Genomic DNA, 23,464 nt, shown 5'->3' with positions numbered 1-23,464 from the left:
AGAATGGATATCACTAGAAATATTTTTTGCCAATCCTTTATGGGGTTGGCTTATTTTCTTTTTCTGGCAGATGTCTTTATCCGGTAGGATGTATTATAATGGAGGTAGTTTCAAAAATTTAGTAGTCTCAAAAAGGAGATCCCATTATGTCGAATACTAATGATCAACAAATACAGCCAGAAAAGAAAAAAATCAGCCTTCAGGAAGCGATGAAGCAGCAGCTTGCGAAGAAGAAAGAAGCACAGGCAGGCGGCAAGCAGGCAACAGGCGGTCTTGCATCCAACCAACGCATGCAAAGTCAGCAAACGAAGAAGCCGAGTAATACCCGCCGGAAGATGGGTAGCTAATTGGGGGAGAGGAGCGCTCTTTTGGAGTGCTCTTTTTTGTGTGGATTTTTGGGGGAGGTGTACACGTTATGAAGGAAAAGGTCAGAAATAAAGCAGGCGGTAAAGTACCGAGAAAAGAATATCGACGCAGATGGTATGCCCCCTTTATCAGTTTGGGGATGATTTTCATCCTCCTATTCGGGTTTGCTGTAGTGAAGGGTGAACAATGGGGATTCCTGGGGAGCGAGAAGCTGAGTGGTTTCTTTACCAATAAGTCTAATTTTGATGTGGAGATTCTGTACGATGGCGGAATGAAGATAAGTACTTTCTCTGACTCCCTGACTAGCGAGGAGGGGGAGAGGAAAGAGTTGACCTTTACAAAACAGGAGACGGAGGAGATTTTTACAAAAGTGAAGAGTTTGGATTTAATAGAAGAAAAATATCTTTCTGATGAGGGAAATTGTTATATCCAACCGAGTAGAAGCTATGCCATGAAAATCAGGATGAATAAAAAGATGTATGAATACCGGTATTCTGATTGCAATACGACTGCTGACGCCAGGGAAATGGATGAACTTCGAGAACTTATCATCCACATCATCAAACGAAAACCAGGGTATGAAGGTTTATTGAAACAAAAGATGATCATGTGATTTTTTTATTTACATTCTCACCCCATCCATGCTACCATAATAAAAATTTCAAAAAAATGCCATGAAGAGAAGAGTAGATATCAAAGACTTCTTTAAAGAGAGCTCCGGCAGCTGAAAAGGGGCAGGAAGGACGGTATTGAACCAAGGCTCTGAGCAGCGCATCGGAACCGGGAACGGGGATGGTGTGACGGGAGCTCCCGTTACGGAGCTAGGGTATACGCCGATGGACCGTACCCGAAAAGGCCGGTATGGTGACATGCTGGTGAACTGGGGTGGCACCGCGATCAATAATCTCGCCCCCAAGACCAACGTCTTGGGGGTGGGATTTTTTTGTTTTACAAAAATCGCGGGGAGGAATAGTGGATGAAAAAGTGGAAGGATCCTATGTTGCTTTTATCGGGTATCGGGATTTCGAGTATCGGGGGTTGGATTTATCTGATCGCCCTGAATTTGATTGTATTGGATGAGTGGGGATCGCCTGTGGCGGTGGTGATGTTATATGTATTGAAGCCATTTGCGGCGCTTATCACAAATGGTTGGGCCGGGAGTTTGATTGACCGGGTCAATAAGCGGAATCTGATGGCGGCATTGGACTTTTTCAGGGCGGTATTGATAGGGGCGTTGCCTTTCCTTGCGACGGATTGGTGGATGTATGTTGTCGTGCTTTTCATCAATATGGGGAGTGCCGTCTTTTATCCGGCGTCGATGGCGTACATCACGACCTTGATTCCGAAGGGGAACAGGCAGCGGTTCAATGCTCTTCGGGGACTGGTCGGATCGGGGGCATTTCTGATCGGGCCCGGGGTGGCAGGGATATTATTCCTGATGGGAACACCGGATTTTGCCCTATATATGAATGCTCTTGCCCTTTTGTTATCAGGAGTGATCACCCTGTTTTTACCGAAACTTGAGGGGGATTCATTGAAAGAAACAAGTACCTTTGAGTGGGAAATCATTAAGGATGATTGGCGGGTGGTGTGGGGTTTCAGCAAGAGAGCGGCTTACGTGATGATCCTATACGTATTGTTCACATGCATGCTTGTGATGACCGCCGCCATCGATTCCCTTGAAGCCGCTTTTTCTAAGGATGTGCTGCATCTCTCCAATAGCACCTACGGATATCTGGTGAGCATTGCAGGGGGAGGATTTGTACTGGGATCTCTCCTGAATGCGGCGTTTTCTCATAAGCTTCATCATATGCACCTCATGGGTGTCGGCTCTGTCATCGTCTCTATTGGATATATCGTGTATGCATTTTCACACGGGTTCTTGACGATTGCGATTGGATTCGCTCTTTTATCCTTTGCCCTGGCCTTTGCGACAACAGGGTTCGAGACTTTTTATCAAGAACATATCCCCGTTGAGATCATGGGGCGGGTAGGGAGCCTGTATGGATTGCTTGAAGGGGTCCTCGTCATCTTACTGACGGTCCTGATCGGAGTGGGGGCAGAAGGGGTGTCGGTTCGGGGTGCCGTCGTTGCAGGTTCGATTGTCATGCTCGTGGTCACCCTGATTTTATGGGGAGCACTGAGGAAGAATTCTTGGAAAAAACAGTTAAATTATAATTCAGAATGTTATAATAAATAAAAACGCACTCATGAAGGGGGTTCGCGGATGAAGATGACGGTGGATCAATATTGGGATAAATGGGAAGAATTGATGAGTCGGGAAGAAGCGAGCTTTGAGAAGTGGGATGGGTTGGAGGATCTGTTGTTCATCGCCCAAAAAGAAGGGGATCTCTATAAGGAATTCTGCTGTCGGTTCGGAATCATGAGGACCGTCAACTATCTTGGAGAGTATGAGGAATTATTCGATCATTTCGAATGGTGCAACGGATTCTTTTTAGATAATGAAGAGAACTTGGAGGATTGGGTGGAAAGCTTCCTATGGATCTATAAATGGACGGCGGAGCATCTGGTGAAGATGCCGGGCATTGAAATGGAGCTCCTGGAGACTTTTTTCAATGATTTTCAGGAAGCCTATGACCGCTACGGATACAGTCTGCGCCCTTATTATCAGCATCAGCATAAACGGGCTTTGAAGACTGGCGAAGTGGAGGACGCCCACGCCTATTATCATAAATGGCTCGCCGCAGAACGGGATTCCCTGTCGGATTGTGAAGCGTGTGAATATCAGACACAGCTTGAGTACTTCTATTTTACAGGGGAAAAGGAAAAAGCGGCTCCCATCGAAAAGCTGTTATTATCCAAAGAAGTGTGCTGCGGAGAAATTCCGCATCTTACGTACAGCAAGCTGCTCCTTCCTTATTATGAGGACGGCCGCGTGGAGGAAGCCGTACGTTACCAATCCGAGGGATACTTTTTCATTTACGATAAACCCCACTTTCTCATTGAGGCCTCCGAGCATATCCGATTTCTTGCTTTAACGGAACCTCTCAGGGGCATCAAGGTACTGGAGCGTCACATCGAGTATGCCGACAGCGGGAAAGACCCGTATGGGATGTTCTATTTTTATATGAGTGCAATCGTCCTCCACAGGAAGCTCCTGGAAGCGGGGCATCGCCCGGGGTTTGCCATGGACGTGATGAGTGAAGTGGCGGAGGAAATAGCGGAAGATTTTGATGCGAGGAACGGTAATGATTTCTTTGCACGGGAAATGGACCGAATTTATTCCCTCTAGCAGATATTGACACCCCCATAGAATCTCTATATAATCATCTAAAATAACTGAAACATTGAAGAGGATCAGTAAAGGGATCTTGTCTTTTAAGAGAGGGAGCCAATTTGGTGAGAAGCTCCCATAGATGAACCTTTGAACCTGCCTCTAAGTTCTGTATCGAATGAAGATATCAGCGGTCCGAAACCGTTATCATGGAATGAGTGTAAAGCTTTGCTTTGAATCAGGGTGGTACCGCCAGAAATGGTCCCTGATGAGAAGCAGGGCTTTTTTTGTTTCTGTCGGGGGATTCGCAGTTAAAACCAATCCAACTAAAAAAACGAGGTGCTCTCAAATGGCTAAAGAGTTTGTAAAAGATGTAACGGGCATGGATGAAGATTTTGCCCAGTGGTATACCGATGTCGTGACGAAGGCGGAGCTGATCGACTACTCGAGCGTCCGGGGCTCGATGATCATCAGACCTTATGGATATGCAATTTGGGAAAATATCAAGGATGCCCTTGACGGGAAAATCAAGGAAACCGGGCATGAAAATGTGTATATGCCCCTTTTCATACCGGAAAGCCTGCTGGAAAAAGAGAAGAATCATATCGAAGGATTCGCACCGGAAGTCGCATGGGTGACCCATGGGGGTGATGAGGAGTTAGCGGAAAGACTCTGTGTCCGTCCGACGTCCGAGGTGCTATTCGGTGAGCATTATAAAAATATCATCCATTCCTACCGGGATCTGCCTAAGCTCTACAACCAGTGGGCGAATGTGGTCCGCTGGGAAAAGACGACCCGTCCATTCCTCAGAACGCTTGAGTTCCTGTGGCAGGAGGGACATACATGTCACGAGACCGATCAGGATGCCCATGAGGAAACGGTTCAGATGCTCGAAGTGTACGCAGAGCTTTGTGAAGAGATGCTGGCGATTCCTGTCATAAAGGGACAGAAAACGGAGAAAGAGAAGTTTGCCGGTGCGAAGTATACGTACACGATCGAGAGTTTGATGCATGACGGAAAAGCCTTGCAATCGGGGACTTCCCACCATCTCGGGGATGGATTTGCAAAATCATTCGGCATCCAGTTCACGGACCGTGACGGCAAGCTTCAATATGTACAGCAAACATCATGGGGACTCACGACCCGCATCATCGGGGCCATGATCATGGTGCACGGGGACGACCGGGGTCTTGTCGTACCGCCACGGATTGCTCCGACACAGCTGATGATTGTGCCGATTGCCCAGCATAAAGAAGGCGTCCTTGATTTTGCCTATAATTTGAAGACACAGCTTTCAGGTGTTGCCCGCGTCGGGATTGACGCCAGTGACAAAAAGCCTGGCTGGAAGTTCAATGAGTACGAAATGAAGGGAATCCCACTCCGTTTGGAAGTCGGTCCACGGGACATCGAGAACGGGCAGGTTATTTTGGCGAGACGTGATACCGGTGAAAAAAACACGGTCACGTTGGAAGAGCTGGAAGGGAAAGTAGCAGCACTGCTTGAAGACATCCAACGCAATCTATTGGAAAAAGCGAGAGAACACCGTGAAGAAAAAACAACGATCGCCAAAACGTTTGATGAGTTCAAAACGACGGTGAATGAAAAGGGGGGTTTCATCAAAGCGATGTGGTGCGGAGATCGAGACTGTGAAGATAAGATAAAGGAAGAAACGAGTGCCACATCACGATGCATGCCGTTTGAACAGGAGCAGGTGTCCGATACATGCGTTTGCTGTGAAAAGGATGCGAAACACTTGGTGTATTGGGCGAAGGCGTATTGAGTTCCACATAAGCAGGGGACTTTCGGACCTTTCTGGCTTTTTCTGACTAAAGTCTTCTTTTTTCTATGTTTACTTAATAAATATAGGTAAAGGAGGCGTCGATTAATATGGATGTGGGACTCATCGTTATTTTCTTTATGGTATTCGTGGTAATCAGCCTATGGATCGTGCATTCCAAGCTCAACCGGATCACCGAGCATGTACAGCAGCTTGATGAGGAGTATTTATCCGATGAGGAAATCGAGAAGGAATTAGAGGAAGAGTGGAATAATGAGAAATAACGATGAAGGCGTTTCTCCGTAGAGAGGCGCCTTCCTTTTTTATGAAAAAGAACTACCAATCTACTTAGGTGGTTGGTACTATTAACTTATTACATAAGAGGGAGGCGCAGAGATGAAGCATAAGGACTTAACCATCGAAACACCACGGTTGGTCATCAGACCTTTTGTGAACAGTGATTATGAAAACTGGTTGAGCGAACATCTGAACAGGCTCCCGTCACAGCATAAGTATGATGTCGGCTATCAGGATATGAGTGAGTGCACGGAGTTCTGGTTCAGGGAAATGCTTGAGAAACATGACGAAATGATCGAGGGAGATCAGGTATATATCCTCGGGATCTTTCTGAAAGAGAATGAAGCGAACATCGGAACGATCGATTTCTCGACGCTCATGCGGTACAACTTTAACTGGGGCAGGGCGGGCTACACGATACATAATCGCTATTGGAACCGAGGATTTGGGAAGGAAGCGATGAAGGCAGCCCTTCAGCTGGCATTCGTGAAATTGAATTTCCACCGGATCGAAGCCCATATCAATCTGGACAATACGCCTTCGATCCGTCTTGCGGAAGCCGTGGGCATGGAGTATGAGTGCACACGTAAAGGGTTCATTTATGAGTTTGAGGAGTGGACGGATAACCTCGTGTATTATGTGAATGCGGGAGAATAGAGAAAAGGCCGGAATCAGTTGATGATTCCGGCCTTTTTCTTTATTGTTGTAATCCTTCGATCGTCATGTCTTTTACAGGGAGGAAGGCTTCTCCGGTATCCATATATGTGACGTTTACCTTGTCATTTTCCTTCAGATAGATCGCGAGCAAGCTGTTTTCAGAAGAAACGATGTAGTTCTTCCCGTTGTTCAGAAGGAAGGATACCACGGTGTAATCACCGGATTTTTCTTTGTACACCCGGACAACCGTACCGTTTGCTTGCTTCTCCTCGGCTTTCGAGCTGCCGTCGACGCTTCCGCCTCCGCGTTGCAGAGCCGTTTTATAAGCTTTCAATGCCTGGTTCGGCGTGTTCGCATAAGCTGAGATTTCCGGGTTGGCGGCTGATACGATGAAGTAGTTCTGTAAGAAACCATTCGCATCAAGCACCGGTGTCAGCCAGCTTGCTTCACCGTAGAAGTTATAGAGCACAGGCATTTCGCCGTCCCATTTCTTTTCGATGAATTTCTTTTGGATGATTTGCAGGGCTCCTTGTGAATCCATGTACGATTCTTCAAGGTTTCCTGTGTAGAACGTTGCTTCTCCCGTTCTTGAGTTCGTCAGGGAGTATCCGAGCATGGAATCGACGCCTTCTTTAGGTGACGTGAAATCGGTGAAGTAGTACATGTCACCATTTTCGTCGAAAATAGGGCTCACATTCGCCTCGGTTCCTTCATCTGATGGAAGTTTCACATCCGATTTACCGAAGCGGCTGTTCCAGAAACCTTTCACATAGTTACCGAAATAACTGTTCTGAAGGCTGACCGTTTCAGGAGAAACCGCGCCGTCGATGAATGCCGGTACGTCTTTGATGGCATAGGACTTCGTCTTCCCTGTTTGCGGGTCGACCAGGACGATTCCTTCCACATCGAAACCGTTACGGGCAGAGATGAAGTTTCCGTACGTCTGGATATAGAAAGGTTTTCCATCATCATCGATTTCAAGCTGCACATCCCCGTTGAAAATTTCCTTCGGATAATTCAAACGGATATGTCGCTCCACTTTTTTATTAAAGTAAGAAGAAGGTGTGTACACCATTTCTTCTTTGATGAATTTAGGATTGGCGTTTGAATCCGTTGCACTCAGCTTGAAGTACCCGGGAGTTTCGTCCCCTTTGAACCATTTGAAGAAACCGGAGAATTCAACAGGGGCGATGTAGACATACTCACCGTCCACTTTCTGGATCTGCAGGTTGCCGAGTTCATAATAACTTGTATTAGGAACCTGACCGAACGCTTTCTTCATTTTATTACGGGCGAATTGAGGAGGTACGCTTGCAGGCGTCTCCTTTTCATCAAAAGCCTGGATCTCTGTTTTGACATCCATTTTCGCCGATTCGAATTTCTCATCAGCATTGAAGACGAACGCAGTCAGGAAGTAAGCACCGACGAAGATGCTCGCCAGGAACAGAAGCCCTTTTACCATCCGTTCTTTCCCCGTGGCAAAGGCTGCCCCGAATCCTGATGCAATGATCAGGAGGATCCATATGCTCGTGAAGTTCTGATCGAGATTCGAGAGATAATAGAACAGGAATACCACAACGGTCGTGATGAGTAATGTGGCTCCAAATAGTGCCGGGAAGGATGGGTATCCCTCTTTTTTATTTTGTTTTTTCATGACGGCCATCGGTACGAGCAATAAGGCCATGACCAATCCGACAATCAATGAAAATAGTAAGATGTTTCCCATAGTGTTCCCCTTTCAAGGTTGTGATTCTGTTTATAGTGTATATACGGATGAGGGGGCAGGGAGGTTTCATTTGTTTTTTACCGCATAACCCACTCATCATCCGTTATAATAGGAAGAAGCAACCATTCAGGAGGAAAATATGGATATATTTGATATAGCAAGGCTGGCTGGGGTGTCGCGGAAAACGGTTCAGCGCGTGTTGAATGATTCGCCCCAGGTACGGACCGAGACCCGCGAGCGGATATTGAAGATCATGGAGGAGCATCAGTATCAGCCGAATGTTTCAGCACGGAGACTGGTGAAGAAAAAAACCCATACGGTCGGGCTATTCATCATTCAGGATCCAGGGAAGGATCGGATCTATTCCGATGATCTTTTTTACAGCGTGATAATCGGGGCGGTGATCAATGCCTGCTCTCTTCGGGGATATAAGGTGCTCGTGACGATGACGGAGGTGGATGATCCGTCTCCCGTGTTGAAGCTTTACCGGGAAAAAAGCATCGATGCGGGCATTATCATAAGCTGGAGCAACGTCCAGTCGATAGTTGATGAAATCCTTTCCGTCAACTTTTTGGTCGGTGTCTTCGATCAGAACAATCTGACCCATCGTACTCCTTCCATTCCCATGCCTGTATTGGAAAATGAAGCGAGTGCCATGGAGGCGACCCGTCACCTTCTTCAGCTTGGGCATGAAGAGATCGGGATCATTACGGGTGATGAAGATAATCCTGCAGCGGTGGAGCGTTTCAATGGCTACCAAAAGGCATTGAAAGCAGCAGGAATCAGTGTGAAGCCCGAGTACATCTATACGGGCAGGTTCGTAGAAGAATCGGGAAGGGAGGCCGTCCATCATTGGATCCGGGAGGGGAACCTTCCTTCCGCTATCGTCTGTTCCAATGATCATATCGCTTTCGGGGCCCTCAAGGCACTGAAGGAAGCGGGACGGGATGTCCCCGGGGACGTTTCTCTCATCGGTTTTGATAATATTTTGCTGACAGAATACACATCACCTGCACTCTCCACCATGAACGTTCCAAGAGTGGAGATGGCGGTTGCGTTAGTAGAGCAGCTGATACAAAGGGTTGAAGGGGAGCCATATGAAACGATGAGTCCTTTTCAAGCTTCTTTGGTCATCAGGAAATCCTGTTCAGAGAAAAAAGCCTGATTCTAGCACCTGGGTTCAAGAGGGGCCGTACTTATCGGTTGGGAAATCAGGGTAAGCACTAAAGCTGATCAATAGACGGAGAAATTCCGGTTAATTAGTAATAAAAGGTAAATAAAGGCTGGAATAGACGGAAAAATTCCGCTTATGGACTCAAACAATGCAAATAAGGGAAGGTTTTCCACCACATAAGCGGAAAACCTTCCCTTATTTATCCCCAAAATAAGTTCCACTCAGAATGTAACCGGAAAAATTCCGCTTATTCTCCTTAAGCTGGTTCTTCTTCATTCCTTTAAGGACGGGCTTTTTCTAGTAAAAGGGAAATCATTATGGTAGAAAAATGTTGTCAAACGAACCAAGTGGTTTTATAGTTATATACAAATGTCCCACGTGAGACATAAATGAAAACAGGAGGAGTTCACATGTTAAAAAAAGCAGTCACTTCGTTTACCGCTGCATGTCTCATCATGACTCTGCCACCCGCGAATATAGGAAAAGCCTCACCACAAAAAGACAAACCTTTCCACCTCAAAGATTCAACCTTAAAAGATAGAACGATAGAAGGCGACCTCGTGATCACACCGGCTGCCGGAAAGGACATTACCCTTGACAACGTGACGGTAGAAGGAAAGACGCTGATCAAGGGAGAAGCACCCGATACCCTACAATTGACAGATTCCGAGTTGAAGAGTCTTTCAGTCGAAGGACCCGGTCATTTGTCGAAGATCACGGTTTCCGGGGATTCGGTCGTTGAACAGACTATCCTGGGAGGTAATGTGTTATTGGAAGAAAACGAGATTACTTCCTTAGGATTTCAAGATGTTATGGTCTCAGCATCAAATGTAAAAACGAAAAAAGCCGAATTGAAAGGTGAATTCGATACGATTTCGACGACAGGGAAAAAGGGAGAAGCACAAGTAGAGCTTGACGGAATTGCCAATCGGGTAGAATTGAACGCGCTTTCAAATATCTCTCTTACGTCTGACGGTGTGGTGAAGGAGCTTCTCGTATCGAAATCAGGGAAAGGATCGGCCATCGCTGGACAAGGTTCCATCGAAAAAGCCACTTTGGATAGTATCATCACATGGAATGGAAAAGAAACGAGTGACGCCTCTTCTATTGTCACGCCATGGTCCCTCGTGTGGAATGATGAATTCAATGAGGATGAGATCGATCGTGACAAGTGGACGTTCGATATCGGCAACGGATATACCGATGCGAATGGTACCTTCATTTCAGGATGGGGGAATAATGAAAAGCAATACTACACGGACCGTCCTGAAAATGCAAGGACTGAAGACGGGAAGCTTCTGATTACGGCTAAAAAAGAAAACTATCAAGGATACGGCTATACGTCTTCCCGTTTGAAGACGAAGGGCCTGTTTTCCAAAACATATGGAAAATTTGAAATGAAGGCCTCCCTCCCGGTTGGAAAAGGATATTGGCCGGCGTTCTGGATGCTTCCGGAAGATGACCGGTATGGCGGATGGGCTGCTTCAGGTGAGATTGATATTTTAGAAGCACAGGGCAGCAATCCGGGTGAAGCGATCGGGACGCTTCATTACGGGGAATCGTGGCCGAATAATAAATATACAGGTGATCACTATAGGTTTGAAGATGGATCGACGATTGCCGACGAGCATGTGTACTCCGTTGAATGGGAGCCGGGGGAAATCCGCTGGTATGTGGACGGGAAACTCCGCCAGACCCAGAACAATTGGTACAGCAAAGGGACCGGTAACGCTGCCAACTTCACGTACCCTGCACCGTTTGATCAATCCTTCCATATGCTGTTGAATCTTGCGATCGGCGGGAATTTCGACGGTGAACCGACGGAAGAGACGATGTTCCCTCAATCCATGGATGTGGATTATGTACGTGTGTATGACTTGACGGGAAGACCGTATCAAACGCCGGAACTGCCGGAATTTGAACAAGCTCCATTGCCTGACGATGCGAAGCAGCCCCTTGAAGATGGAAACCTTATGTACAATACCGAGTTTGATCAGGAATGGGAAGATGTTGACGGCATTCCTGGAGTGGAAAATACGGATTACTGGTACTTCTTGACCGTCCCTGATTTCGGAGGGAAAGCCAATGTCTCGGTCGATCAGATCGAGGGAAGGAATTTTGCCAAAGTGGATGTGGAAGAACCGGGAAGCCAGCCTTATTCCGTTCAGCTCATCCAGGACGTTTCACTCGGGGAGGGCCGTTACTACCGGGTATCCTTCGATGCGAAATCGACCGGATCACGCAAGGTCAATGTAAAAGTCGGAGGCGGTGAAAAGAGGGGATACAGTGCCTATTCAAACAGTGAATCCTTTTCACTGAAAGACAGGGTGGAATCCTATGAAATGGTGTTCCAGATGACCGAGGAAAATGATTTGGCAGCCCGTGTGGAATTTAATCTCGGATTGTCCAAGCTCCCTGTGTGGCTAGGAAATATCCGGGTGGAAGAAATCCCTCCGGTCGAAGTGGATCCGGATGCTTCAAAACCTGAACTGCCGACGGGGAACCTTATTTATAATGGAACATTCGACCAGGGATTCCCTGACCGCCTTCTCTATTGGCATCTGGCAGGCTCCGGGGAAGCCCAAGGAGTGGACCCTGACGAGCGGGTATTCTCGTCCAAGCCATCCAGCGAAACGGACGAGGCAGGGCTTTTGCAAAAAGGGATCCAGCTTAAGGCGTTGAATGAATATGAATTGACGTTTGACGGTGAGGCAGAAAGAGGTCGTGATATTCAGGTCGAGTTGAGAAGCAAGGATGGGGAAGAAGTATATGCAGCGGCAACAATCCCTTTCACAGCTGATTGGGAGAAGCATGCCATGACGTTCACGATGCCCGATGTGACGGATATGGAGTCCCGGCTGGTGATTGATCTTGGTGGCAGTACCGATGAAGTGAAGATCGATAACCTTTGGTTAAAGAAGAAAGCGGGACCTGCGGGTGAAAATGTCCTACAGAACGGATCGTTTGATTCCGATTTAGAATTTTGGGCAAATTACATTCATTTCGATGCTTCTGCGGGTATTTCTTCTGAAGATGGTCAGGCAAAGATCTCGATCGGCAACGAAGGGAACGAAACCTGGAGTGTTCAGCTTTTTCAAGAAGGACTGAAGCTTAAGCCGGGAGTGGAATACACCCTTTCCTTCGACGCGAGTTCGACGGTTGGCCGGACGATGGAAGTGACGATCGAAAATGCTACGTATACGCGCTATTTATCAGAAATCGCTCAGTTGAGTGGAGCGATGACGCATTATGAGTATACGTTTACGACACCAGTGAGCGAGGACACGAGTCTTAAGTTCCTGATTGGTAAAAGCGGTTCGCCGATTGGTGTTCATGACGTGGTGATTGACAATGTGGAATTGAAGTAGGAGTTGGGGCACGGTGTCTTGTCACCTCAAAAAAAGAAGCAGCCGGCTCGGCTGCTTCTTTCCATTATGACAGTGCCTTTTCCGGCTTGATCGGATGCAATCGTCCGTCTTCATCCCGGAATACGAGGTGCTCACGCCCGAATTTTGTCGGTGTATCGATCCCAGCGGCCGCGGCCAGGTTGTACAGGCCTTCGCGGAGGGAGATGATGTAGTTGCAGACGCGAAATGACTTTTCTTCGACGATCAGTGCCCGCTGCAGTTTCTTGTCGGTGGTGGCAACGCCGACAGGACAGTTGTTCGTGTGGCATACTTGAGCCTGGATGCAGCCAACGGAGAACATCAGTCCACGGGCGATATTGACAAAGTCGGCACCGAGTGCGAGTGCAAAGGCAATCTTGTCGGGTGTTAACAATTTTCCAGAAGCGAAGATCTTCACTTTATCCCGGACACCGTGTTTCACCAGGGTGTCGTGAAGGAAGGGAAGGGCCGATTTGATCGGGACCCCGGCTGAAGCCGCCAGTTCCTGATACGATGCACCTGTTCCTCCTTCCCCGCCGTCCACCGTGATGAAGTCGGGATGTTTTCCTGACGTGGCCATATAGGAAGCGAGGCTTTCGATATCATTCGTGTTCCCGACGACCAGTTTGATTCCGACGGGTTTGCCGCCCACTTCCCGGAGTTGTTCGATGAAATCCAGCATTTGTTCATTATTACTGAATTCCTTGAACCGGTTCGGGCTGTCGATGGATTTCCAAGGTTCCACGTTTCGGATGTTGGCAATCTCTTGTGTCACTTTTTTTCCGTCAACGTGACCGCCACGGGTCTTGGCACCCTGAGCAAGTTTCAATTCGAAGGCTTTCACTTCCTTGAGTTCACTCTTTTTCTTGAATTCTTCCCATGAAAATTCGCCGTCCTTCGTTCTGACGCCGAATAAGCCCGGGCCGATCTGGCAGATGATGTCGACTCCGCCTTTCAGGTGATGCTTGGATAATCCGCCTTCACCGGTATTCATCCAGGAACCTGAAGCGAGGTTTAAACCCGTTGACAATGCCGTAATGGCCTGTTCACCGAGGGACCCGTAGCTCATGGCGGATTGACCGACGAGGCCTTTCGCTGTAAAGGGGTATCGGCAGGTGTGTTCACCGATGACCTGGGCATCTTCGTCTTTCAGGAGAAAGGGATCTGCTTCAGATTCTTCGCGATGTTCCCTGCGGCTGAGTAAATTATCTTTATCAAGCTTGTAGATTTTGGTTTTGACTTTTTGTGAGTTATCAATGCGCAGTTCGTCACGTTGGACAGGGAAAAGGGTGTTGCGTATGTAGTAGCCTTCCTTTTCGAAGTCCCGTTCCGATCCGAAGCCCAGCATCCGGGATTTATATTTTCCCGCCATGACGGTATTCGTGTATTCAAGTCTCGAGAAGGGTTTTCCTTCGTTGTCATTATGAAAGAGGTATTGTCTCAGTTCAGGACCGATCTTCTCGAGGATGTATCTCATTTTTCCAAGAACCGGGAAGTTCCTTAACACGGCATGTTCTTTTTGTTTCTCATCCGTCATCCATAAATAGAGAATAAGGGCAGCAGGGATAAGCAGTGCGAGAATGATGACGGTAAGGAGAATCCACTGAATGATGGATATACTGTTCATATTCATTCCTCCAATAGGGGAAGAGAGCCCTTTTAAAGGCTCATCTTCTTATTAAAATAGTCGTTTCATGGCTTTGCGTAACGGTGGCATTTCGGCCTCATGCTTCTTGAAGAATTTTTTCATGACATGCTTTGAGTAACCCGCCGCCTGTTCGAAGTTGATCTTACCGGGTAGGGGTGGCTGATCTTCAATGACACAATCGATGATGACCGGTTTATTGGATTTCGCTGCCATTTCAAAGGCAGGCTGAAGATCCTCATGTTTAATGACGCGATAGCCTTCCCCTCCGCATGCTTTGGCGAACTGGGCGAAATCTATGTCCTGGAGATCCGTTTCATATTCCAGGTGGCCGATGGATTCCTGTTCATATTTGATCATGCCGATCTTTCGATTGTTCATGATGACGACGATGATCGGCAGCTTGTATTTGACGGCCGTGACGAAATCATGCATCACCATGGTGAATCCGCCGTCTCCGCATACAGCGATGGACTGGCGCTCAGGCTCTGCCAGGCCGCTTGCGATTGCACCAGGAAGTCCGCAGCCCATGGTTGCCATCCAGCTGGAAATAATCATTTTCTGGTTGGTCATTTTAAAATGTCTCGCGGTCCAGACGGTTACATTGCCGACATCGACGGACAGGATTGCATCGTCGTCTGCAATCTTCTGAAGGGCCGCAATGACTTGAGGAGGCTTCATGGGCGTCGTCGCTTCGACTTCGTCTTTTTCAACATGTTTCCACCAGTGGTTCATATTGTTCTGGCATTCTTCTAAAAAGGATCGGTCCTCCTTGACGGGAAGCTGTTTATTCCATTGCTTCAAAACAAGGTTCGAATCTCCGACGATCCCGATGGAAACGGGATATCTCTTTCCGATTTGTGCCGGATCCGCATCGATCTGAACGGCGGGCGTATCATCGGGTAGGAAATCACGATAAGGGAACGACGTACCGATCATGATGAGAAGATCTGCTTCTTCCATCGCTTCATATGCGGGTTTCGTCCCGATTTGACCGAGCTGTCCGAGATTATGGGGATGCTTGTCAGGGAATATTCCTTTAGACGGAAGTGTAAAGATGACCGGAGCCGCGATTTTTTCGGCGAAAGCCTCGAGTTCACGGGCGGCATGCCTGGAACCCGTTCCTGCTAGGATGACCGGACGTTGTGCTTTATGTACGTATTCCAGTCCGGTCCTCACATCTTGTTCCAGGGGAGCGGCGATGGTCGCTGCCGGGATACTGGATGTGTCTTTTATGGTGTCCTTGATCTTTTGACCAGGGATATCGTCCGGGATGATCAGCACGGACACCCCTTTTTTGGCATAAGCGGTCCTGATTGCCTGATTCATGAGATCGGGAAGTGACTCAGGTGAAGACACCCGTTCACAGTATACGGAAACGTCAGCAAACACCCGGTCCAGATGAACTTCCTGGAATGAGTCCATGCCAAGCTCCGCAGTCGCGACCTGTCCGGCCAAAACCAACACGGGTGCCCCGTCGGCCTTCGCGTCATACAATCCATTTAACAGGTGGATGGCCCCGGGTCCGCCAATGGATAAACATACCCCGATGTTCCCCGTGAGTTTCGCATACGACGAGGCGGCAAGTGCCCCGACTTCCTCGTGTCTGACCTGGATGAACTCAATTTCCTCTTTTTCACTTCGTAGTACGTCGACAAAGTGATTGATGGAATCACCGGGAAGACCGAATACATGCTTGATCTTCCATTGTTCCATGATATCTGCAGCTGCCTGCCCTGCGAGTTTATGTCCCATAGTTGAACCTCCTTATTGTGTATAGTGATTTTTTACCACTGATGTGGATTTGTTAAACGTGGGGGAGAGAGGGTGGTTGCGAAATTTGTCGATAGATGTAGAACGGTCGATATCCTTCCACGAGACCTTCTCCGAACGCAAAATAAAAAAGCAACCGATCCACGATCAGTTGCTTTCTCCTAACAACACTTCCACTCCGAAATGATCCGACACGACAGGTTTATTATCATCGTTAAAGATGACCCGGGATGAAGCTACATCTATTTTTTCACTGGAGAGGATGAGATCGAGTCGCAAATCAACTGTATTCTCATCCCAACCGGCAATGTTTCCCCGGACGGTGATGCCGCTGTCCCGTTCAAGGGCTTCCCCGAATGTATCCAGTAGCCCTTTGGAAAGGAGATAATCGTATCCTTCATCACGAACCAGGGCATTGTTATTGAAATCGCCCATTAAGAAGTACGGGGATTCAGGGGTGACCTGCTCCATTAAGGAGTCTACCTGGTACTTGAATGGTTCTTCATCGTCCCTCCACCAGCCGAGGTGGCAGGAGTAGAAGGTGAGGGGCTTACCATGATAAGAAATGGTGGCCCCTACGATCTTACGGGTTTTCCAATAGGCTTGATCATGGCTTCTCGAGATGAAGAAGCGATGTTCCTCCACGACGGGGTGCTTCGTCAAAATGGCGATGCCTTCTTCATAGACGTCGTAGCCGATATGAGCGAAGTCCCAGACAAGTGTGTAATCTGTTACGCCTCGCTTCTTCAGTTCTCCAAGGAGTACAAAGGCAAAGTTGTCTTTTTTGACCATGCCATGGGCGATTTCGCTTTCAATCAGCTGACTGACTTCCTGAAGGGCGATGACATCGTAGGATTTCTCCGCGATGTCATCGGCTAAAATCGAGATTTTCCCGAGCTGGTTATCTTCCTGCCATGAGTGACAATTCAGCGTGAGTAATTTCATGGATTATGCTCCCAGTAGGTCTTGAATGTCCGACTTGATGACGTCTGCTTTCGGACCGTAAATGGCCTGGACGCCCTTATCTTTCAGGATGAGGCCGAGTGCCCCGTTTTTCTTCCATTCCTGTTCAGTGTCGACAAGGCTCGTGTCTTTTACCGTTACACGAAGACGGGTCATGCAGGCATCAACGTCCACGATGTTGTCACTGCCGCCAAGCATGGCAACGACTTTAGGTGCAATTGAATCGGCACTTACACTTCCGCTGCCGGTTGTCGTTTCATCTTCAATATAGTTTCCATTACGACCCGGTGTCGGGAAGTTGAACTTTTTGATCAGGAAGTTGGCAACGGCAAAGTTCAAACCAAAGAACACGAGACACGCGATGACAAAGTTTACAAGGTCGACCCACAGGCCTGCTTTGATGATCATCGGTACACGGGTGAGAAGCTCGATGGATCCGAAAGAATGAACGCGGATGTGAACGATATCCACAATCGCGAAAGCAAGTCCCGTCATGATTGCGTACACCACATATAACAATGGAGCAGCGAACATGAACATGAATTCGATCGGTTCGGTAACACCTGTTAAAAATACAGCTAAACCAGCTGAGAAGAACATGGATTTGTATTTTTTCTTCTTATCTTTATCCACATTGCGGTACATGGCATATGCGATACCGATCAGGGCAGCTGTGGATAAAATCATTTGACCGACTTTGAAACGGGCCGGTGTCACATCGTTTAACAATTGTTTGTAGCTTGCCGTGTCTCCTGCTGCCAGGAAATTGTTCAGGTCGGCAATCCAGGCAAGCCATAGTGGATCTTGTCCCGCAACCGTCGATCCTGCACTTGAACCTGTCAAGATGGTATACGTCCCGCCAAGTTCCGTGTAGTTGATTGGAACCGTTAGCATATGATGCAGACCGAATGGCAGTAACAGACGCTCCAATGCGCCGAATACGAATGGGGCGATGATAGGCGCCGTGTTACGCGATGTGGCGATCCACTGACCGAAGTCATTCAGAAGTCCTTGAATGAATGGCCATACAATCGACATGATGACGGCGATGATGACCGATCCGACGATCACGACGAACGGTACGAAACGTTTCCCGTTAAAGAAGGAAAGGGCATCAGGCAATTTGCTGTAGTTGTAATACTTGTTGAAAAGGTTGGCTCCAAGGAAACCGGAAATGATTCCGACGAACACACCCATATTAAGGGAAGGTGCACCAAGGACCGATGTGAAATAATCTGAAACGACCAGCGTTTGTCCGAACAGGGAAGAGACCGTTGCTTCGGGATCACCTAGCATATCCCCACTCACTCCGAAGATCGCTCCTGTAATCCGGTTGATCAGGATGAAGGCGATCAGGGCAGCGAAGGCACCTCCTGCACGTTCTTTCGCCCATGAGCCCCCGATTGCGACTGCGAACAGGATGTGGAGATTAGTGATGACTCCCCACCCGATATCTTCCATAACTCTTGCAATCGTTTGCACAAATGTGATGTCTCCACCCATCATTGCAATCAACTTACCGAGGGAAATCATGATCCCTGCAGCTGGCATGACGGCCACGACCACAAGCAATGCTTTCCCGAACTTCTGCCAAAAATCAAATGACAATACATTCTTCATAAACCCGTTTCCTCCTTTAACATCAATCTATTGAACTATATTTCTTACATTGGATGACATGTGTGCGTTTACATTTCAGCTTAAAATGAAATGCGTGTCGCTGTGTCTTCATGGTATGGTGCTATGTACATAAAAATGGGTGCAAGGTAGATGCAACCGTTTGCACTAGCTAAACACATTTTATGATATCCCTTTCAAGAAAGCAATAACAAAATAGTATTTTAGTAAAATATTAATGGTGAGAGGGACGGACCTTGGTAGGAGGAGGGGGCGGGGAATTGAGAGATAGTTGTTTAGTAGTGGGTGTGAGGTTGTGGATAACGTCCGATGGTGGGAGGGGGGTATTCACATGTGGATAAATTGGTCGTTCATGCAAAAAAGGAGCATCCAACCAAGGCTGGATGCTCCTTATCATTATTTCAGTAAACGTAATCCATTTAAAATAACCAATATCGTACTTCCTTCATGCCCGATGACTCCATAGGGGAGGTCGAGGATCTGCAGGAAGTTGGAGGCAATCAACAGCATGATGACCGCGATGGAGAAAATGACGTTCTGCTGGACGATGCGCTTCATTTTTTTCGATAGCTTGATGGCTTCGGCGATCCGGGTCAGGTCGTTTTTCATCAGTACGACATCGGCTGTTTCAAGGGCGACGTCGGTGCCTTCTCCCATGGCGATTCCGACGTTGGCCGTTGCGAGGGCCGGTGCGTCATTGATTCCGTCTCCGACCATACCGACCGTACCGAATTGATCCTTCAACTTTTTCAGTTCGTCTACTTTCGTTTCCGGCAGGCATTCGGCAATAAAAGAAGCGACGCCCGCTTCTTCTGCGATGGCACGGGCCGTTTTTCCATTGTCTCCTGTCAGCATGATGGTCTGGACGCCTTCTTTTTCCAGAAGCTTCAGTGCTTCGATGGTTTCATTCCGGACGACGTCTTTCAAGGCGATCAATGCGACGATTTCATTTTCTTTTGCTACAAAAACGATCGTCTTTCCTTCAGAGGCGATTCTTCCGTATGCTCCGTTCATAAACCGTTCTGCCAACAGTTTATCCACAAAGTCGGCTTTCCCGATTTTCCATTCTGATCCGTCGACAAGGGCTTTGACTCCCCATCCGGATACATCCTCCAGGGAATCAGGCTGGAATAGTTGTACGTTGAACTCTCGGATTGCGTGTCCGACGATGGCCTGTGCGAGTGGATGGTTCGACTGATTTTCAATGGAAGCAACCGCGCTTATCACGTCACGTTCATTCATAGTATCTGCAATCAGGATATCCGTCACGACGGGTTTCCCTTTCGTCAGTGTTCCTGTTTTATCAAAGGCAATCGCCTTGATGTTACTCAGGTTCTCCAGGTGGGCACCGCCTTTAAAAAGGATCCCGTGGCGGGCGCCGTTTGAGATGGCCGAAAGACTTGCCGGCATGATGGCTGCAACCAGGGCACACGGTGATGCTACCACAAGGAGGACCATGGCCCGGTAGAATGTTTCCGTCCAGCTCCATCCAAGGAGGAAGTGAGGGAGGAACATCATCAGGAACACCACGGCAAGGACGACTTTTACATAGGTTCCTTCGAAGCGTTCGATGAACTGCTGGGAAGGGGATTTCTCACTTTGAGCCGATTGGACAAGGTCGATGATTTTTTGAAAGAGGGTTTCGCTGCTCGGTTTGGTCATTTCCACCGTGATGGCGCCGTTGATATTGACGGTCCCGGCGAACACTTCATCCCTCTGCCCCTTAGTCACAGGGACGGCTTCACCGGAGATCGCTGCTTCATCGATGGACGTGGTGCCTTTTACGACCACACCGTCCGTCGGTACCCGTTCACCCGGTTTAATCAGGATGTGATCACCGATTTCGAGGCTTGAAACATTGACTTTCTTTTCGCCAGAGCCTGTGACAAGCCATGCTTCTTCCGGCTGGAGCTGCATGAGGGCGGAGATTTCCTTCTGACTTTTATTCATCGTATACGTTTCAAGGGCTCCGCTGACAGCAAAGATGAAGATCAGGATCGCACCTTCCGTCCAGTAACCGATGATGGCGGATCCGACGGCGGCAAAAATCATCAGCATTTCCACATTCAGTTCTTTGTTTTCGATGGTTTCTTCGATTCCTTCTTTCGCTTTCGCAAAACCTCCGATGGCAAAAGCAAGGAGGTAGAAGATGGTGCTCATGCTTGAGTCCTCATTGGATGTCAGCCAGCCGACTAGGATGAACACACCGCTGATGAGGGCAGCGATCAATTCGGCATGAGGCTTCATTTTTTCAATGAAGTGTATGTTATCTTTAGGTGTCCCCATGGATAGTGCTTTGGATTGTGAGCTCATAAGTATTCCTCCTCTTTAGTAAATGAAAATGGGGGTTTCTCATTGAGAATAATAATCAACGTCATTACCCCTATAAAACGACGAAAGCTGCCACCAGTGAAAGGTGACAGCAAAACGGCACGTGCTCTTAGCTGAAAGTATATAAAGTTAGTAATTTGTAATTATTATAATCTAATCCTACCACATGTATATGAGGATGGGAAGCATTTTGTGCTAGTTATTCTCGGTTATTTCTCCACGCCGATTTTGCAGGGAAAAGACAAGGAGGCTCACAAAAATCATCAGCATCATGCTGGCGATCAAATAGAAGAAGCTGGACCCTTTGAACCAGTCGATCGTGATTCCACCGATGAAAGGGCCGATCATGCTGCCGAAGCTGAAGAAGATCCCGCACATGATGTTTCCGGCAGGCAGCAGCTCTTTCGGGAGGAGATCCGTCATATAACTGATGCCGAGTGAAAACGTCGAACCGACAGCCATGCCGGCTAACGTGAAGCAAATGAACAGTCCGACCGTGGACTCAGAAACGATTCCCGCAGCCGAGAAACAGAGGAATCCGATCATCATGACAATGAGGAGGACATGTTGTCTTCCATATTTATCGCTCAGAATACCGAGGGGCACCTGTGAGATGATGCTTCCCACTGCAAAAGCAGGGAGGAGGATGGCCACGGCTTCAATGGAAAGACCGTTTCGCAGGGCGAATACAGGAAAGTTCCCATTTAATGACGCTTCCAGGAAGCCATATCCGAGAGGCGGCAGCAAAGCGACCCAGGCATACTGGAGAACCTTTCCAAAACGATGGAACGATCCGAGGAACGAGGCGCTGCCGATGTTCTGCTCTTCGGGGAATTCATTTTGTAATCGAAAGACGAACATCCATACCGTCAGGCTTAATAAGGAAGAAATGATGAACGGTAAGGCTTGATGGATCGTGATGAGCTGCGTCATCATCGGCCCGACGGCGAATCCGATCCCAAAGGATACCCCGTAAATGGATATATTCCGTCCCCGGCGTTCTTTCGGCGAAAACGACGTAATCCACGTCTGGGTGGCAAAGTGGAGCATGTGATCCCCGATCCCAATGAGAAGGCGAAGGGCGAACCAGAACCAGAAGGATTTCCAGACCGGGAACAGTAAGAGCGATACGGCAACGATGATCCCCCCGATGATGATCATCGGTTTATAGCCGATTTTCTGCAGTGGTCGTTCCATTAATGGTGAGGCCAGCAGGATTCCGATGTAGAGGGCAGTTGCATTTAAGCCGTTCAGGGAAGAGGACAGTCCATCCTGTTCGAAAATGATGGCGATGAGGGGAAGGAGCATTCCCTGTGAGAAACCGGAAATGGCGACGATCCCGACCAGTACCTTGAAACGGAAGGCTAATGTTTGATTCATTTTGTCAAAACTCCCAATCATAGTAAATATCTTCTTTGATGGTACCCCCAATTTCAATGTTTGGCAATATGGGGGGAATAGAGTAAAATCAAAACATCTACTAGCATATTAAGGAAGGAATGATGAAGAAATGGAATATAAAATGCAAGAAGGCGGATTTTACAGTGATTTAGGGTTTGGAAAGCTGGAAGTATCGGGTAACGAAGAGTATGGTTTCCGCCCATTTCAATTACTGGTGTCATCTGTCGCCGTATGCAGCGGTGGCGTACTACGTAAAGTACTTGAAAAAATGCGCATCGAGTTCGACGACATCCACATCAAAGCCGACGTCACCCGCAACGAAGACGAAGCCAACCGCGTCGAAGCCATCTCCCTCCACTTTACAATCCGAGGGACGGACCTTGACGAAGCCAAGATCGAGAAAGCCATGAAGCTCACACGCAAAAACTGCTCCATGGTGCAATCGGTGCAGGACAGCATCAAGATTGAAGAAACGTTTGAGTTGGTGGGGTAAAGAAAGGTGAGGTCCGTCCCTCAATGAGAGGATTTTTGAGCGAAATGCGTGAAGAGGAGAGGGACGGACCTCTAAATGGAAAGAACACGGCCATGCGTCTAACCATTTGAAGGTCCGTCCCTCAAGAGTCCTCTACACCTACAGCTCCTGGGGTTCGCTGCCGGGTTTTGAGTAGTAGAGGATGGTTTTGGGGATGAGTTTGAGGAGCTGGTATTCGGGATCATCGGGGCTTGCGATCCAGTGTTTGAGCTCTTCTTTCCAGAATTTCGCTTTCAGTTCCGGGGAGTCTTCGACGGACGCCTCAGCTTCGATTTCTACATAGTGTTCATGATCAGAATCACGGTCATAGCCAAGGAGAATGTGCACATGAGGGTTCTGTGCAATGTCTTCTGCCTTGTGGGCATGTTCGTTGGTTGCCGTATACAGAGTAAGATCGTCGTGATCGAACATCATAAACCGTGAGTACGGTTTATTGTCACGGATGGTGGCAAGGGTGCCAATTTTATGATGGGAAAACAGTTCTGTTATTTTATCTTTTAAGGTTTGTGCCATGGATATTCCTCCTAATCAGGTTCTATCTATAATGTGTCTAAACAGACTTG

Annotated in this window: 18 protein-coding genes and 2 other annotated features; of the genes, 10 read left to right on the top strand and 8 right to left on the bottom strand. The window is 47.9% G+C overall.

Translation table 11 applies throughout. The features are described 5' to 3' along the window. Positions 1–146: 146 nt before the first annotated feature. From ACSQ2E_RS19930 to ACSQ2E_RS19900, 7 genes are all read left to right on the top strand, one after another. Complete coding sequence (locus ACSQ2E_RS19930) at positions 147–347, top strand: hypothetical protein (RefSeq protein ID WP_034761269.1); 201 nt, start codon at positions 147–149, stop codon at positions 345–347. Between the two features lie 68 nt (positions 348–415). Beyond that, positions 416–979 (top strand): hypothetical protein, encoded by a 564-nt coding sequence (locus ACSQ2E_RS19925; protein WP_435993470.1) that lies wholly within the window; start codon positions 416–418, stop codon positions 977–979. A gap of 52 nt (positions 980–1,031) precedes the next feature. Beyond that, positions 1,032–1,283: a binding site (T-box leader), on the top strand. Positions 1,284–1,342: 59 nt separating this feature from the next. Beyond that, a complete protein-coding gene (locus ACSQ2E_RS19920) occupies positions 1,343–2,566 on the top strand; it encodes an MFS transporter (RefSeq protein ID WP_435993468.1) in 1,224 nt (407 codons plus the stop codon). Between the two features lie 27 nt (positions 2,567–2,593). Further along, entirely contained in the window at positions 2,594–3,619 is a 1,026-nt protein-coding gene (locus ACSQ2E_RS19915) for a hypothetical protein (protein ID WP_435993466.1), read from the top strand. A 46-nt stretch (positions 3,620–3,665) separates the two neighbouring features. After that, positions 3,666–3,871, top strand: a binding site (T-box leader). Positions 3,872–3,950: 79 nt separating this feature from the next. After that, entirely contained in the window at positions 3,951–5,381 is a 1,431-nt protein-coding gene (gene proS / locus ACSQ2E_RS19910) for a proline--tRNA ligase (protein ID WP_435993464.1), read from the top strand. A 107-nt stretch (positions 5,382–5,488) separates the two neighbouring features. After that, a complete protein-coding gene (locus ACSQ2E_RS19905) occupies positions 5,489–5,662 on the top strand; it encodes a hypothetical protein (protein ID WP_156030071.1) in 174 nt (57 codons plus the stop codon). A gap of 112 nt (positions 5,663–5,774) precedes the next feature. Further along, on the top strand, positions 5,775–6,332 hold the full coding sequence (locus ACSQ2E_RS19900) for a GNAT family N-acetyltransferase (protein ID WP_435993462.1): 558 nt from the start codon (positions 5,775–5,777) through the stop codon (positions 6,330–6,332). Positions 6,333–6,372: 40 nt separating this feature from the next. Here the strand turns inward: ACSQ2E_RS19900 and ACSQ2E_RS19895 are convergent, their stop codons facing one another. After that, positions 6,373–8,058, bottom strand: a complete 1,686-nt coding sequence (locus ACSQ2E_RS19895) for a hypothetical protein (protein ID WP_435993460.1) — start codon at positions 8,056–8,058, stop codon at positions 6,373–6,375. A 139-nt stretch (positions 8,059–8,197) separates the two neighbouring features. On the opposite strand from ACSQ2E_RS19895, the gene ACSQ2E_RS19890 reads away from it, so the two are divergent. After that, positions 8,198–9,223, top strand: coding sequence for a LacI family DNA-binding transcriptional regulator (locus ACSQ2E_RS19890; RefSeq protein WP_435993458.1), 1,026 nt, complete (start codon positions 8,198–8,200; stop codon positions 9,221–9,223). Between the two features lie 419 nt (positions 9,224–9,642). Continuing rightward, a complete protein-coding gene (locus tag ACSQ2E_RS19885; protein WP_435993456.1) occupies positions 9,643–12,600 on the top strand; it encodes a carbohydrate binding domain-containing protein in 2,958 nt (985 codons plus the stop codon). Between the two features lie 64 nt (positions 12,601–12,664). Here the strand turns inward: ACSQ2E_RS19885 and ACSQ2E_RS19880 are convergent, their stop codons facing one another. The 6 genes from ACSQ2E_RS19880 to ACSQ2E_RS19855 form a co-directional block, all read right to left on the bottom strand. Continuing rightward, complete coding sequence (locus ACSQ2E_RS19880) at positions 12,665–14,245, bottom strand: FMN-binding glutamate synthase family protein (protein ID WP_435993454.1); 1,581 nt, start codon at positions 14,243–14,245, stop codon at positions 12,665–12,667. A 51-nt stretch (positions 14,246–14,296) separates the two neighbouring features. Then, the gene (locus ACSQ2E_RS19875) at positions 14,297–16,018 is read right to left on the bottom strand and encodes a pyruvate oxidase (RefSeq protein ID WP_435993452.1); all 1,722 of its coding nucleotides are present in this window, start codon (positions 16,016–16,018) and stop codon (positions 14,297–14,299) included. Between the two features lie 165 nt (positions 16,019–16,183). Further along, a complete protein-coding gene (locus tag ACSQ2E_RS19870) occupies positions 16,184–16,981 on the bottom strand; it encodes an endonuclease/exonuclease/phosphatase family protein (protein ID WP_435993450.1) in 798 nt (265 codons plus the stop codon). A 3-nt stretch (positions 16,982–16,984) separates the two neighbouring features. Continuing rightward, on the bottom strand, positions 16,985–18,619 hold the full coding sequence (locus ACSQ2E_RS19865; protein ID WP_435993448.1) for a PTS transporter subunit IIBC: 1,635 nt from the start codon (positions 18,617–18,619) through the stop codon (positions 16,985–16,987). Between the two features lie 414 nt (positions 18,620–19,033). Continuing rightward, on the bottom strand, positions 19,034–20,950 hold the full coding sequence (locus tag ACSQ2E_RS19860; protein ID WP_435993446.1) for a heavy metal translocating P-type ATPase: 1,917 nt from the start codon (positions 20,948–20,950) through the stop codon (positions 19,034–19,036). A gap of 213 nt (positions 20,951–21,163) precedes the next feature. Then, entirely contained in the window at positions 21,164–22,348 is a 1,185-nt protein-coding gene (locus ACSQ2E_RS19855; protein ID WP_435993444.1) for an MFS transporter, read from the bottom strand. Between the two features lie 130 nt (positions 22,349–22,478). Between ACSQ2E_RS19855 and ACSQ2E_RS19850 the strand changes: the two genes are divergently transcribed. Beyond that, entirely contained in the window at positions 22,479–22,862 is a 384-nt protein-coding gene (locus ACSQ2E_RS19850) for an OsmC family protein (protein ID WP_435993442.1), read from the top strand. Between the two features lie 138 nt (positions 22,863–23,000). Here ACSQ2E_RS19850 and ACSQ2E_RS19845 read toward each other — a convergent pair whose 3' ends face one another. Then, positions 23,001–23,414, bottom strand: a complete 414-nt coding sequence (locus ACSQ2E_RS19845; RefSeq protein WP_435993440.1) for a pyridoxamine 5'-phosphate oxidase family protein — start codon at positions 23,412–23,414, stop codon at positions 23,001–23,003. Positions 23,415–23,464: the final 50 nt, after the last annotated feature.

Source organism: Rossellomorea sp. LjRoot5, from assembly GCF_964253455.1.
Classification (GTDB): domain Bacteria; phylum Bacillota; class Bacilli; order Bacillales; family Bacillaceae_B; genus Rossellomorea.
Note: the sequence above shows the minus strand (reverse complement) of the source record. Positions and strands in the feature narration are given on the sequence as shown.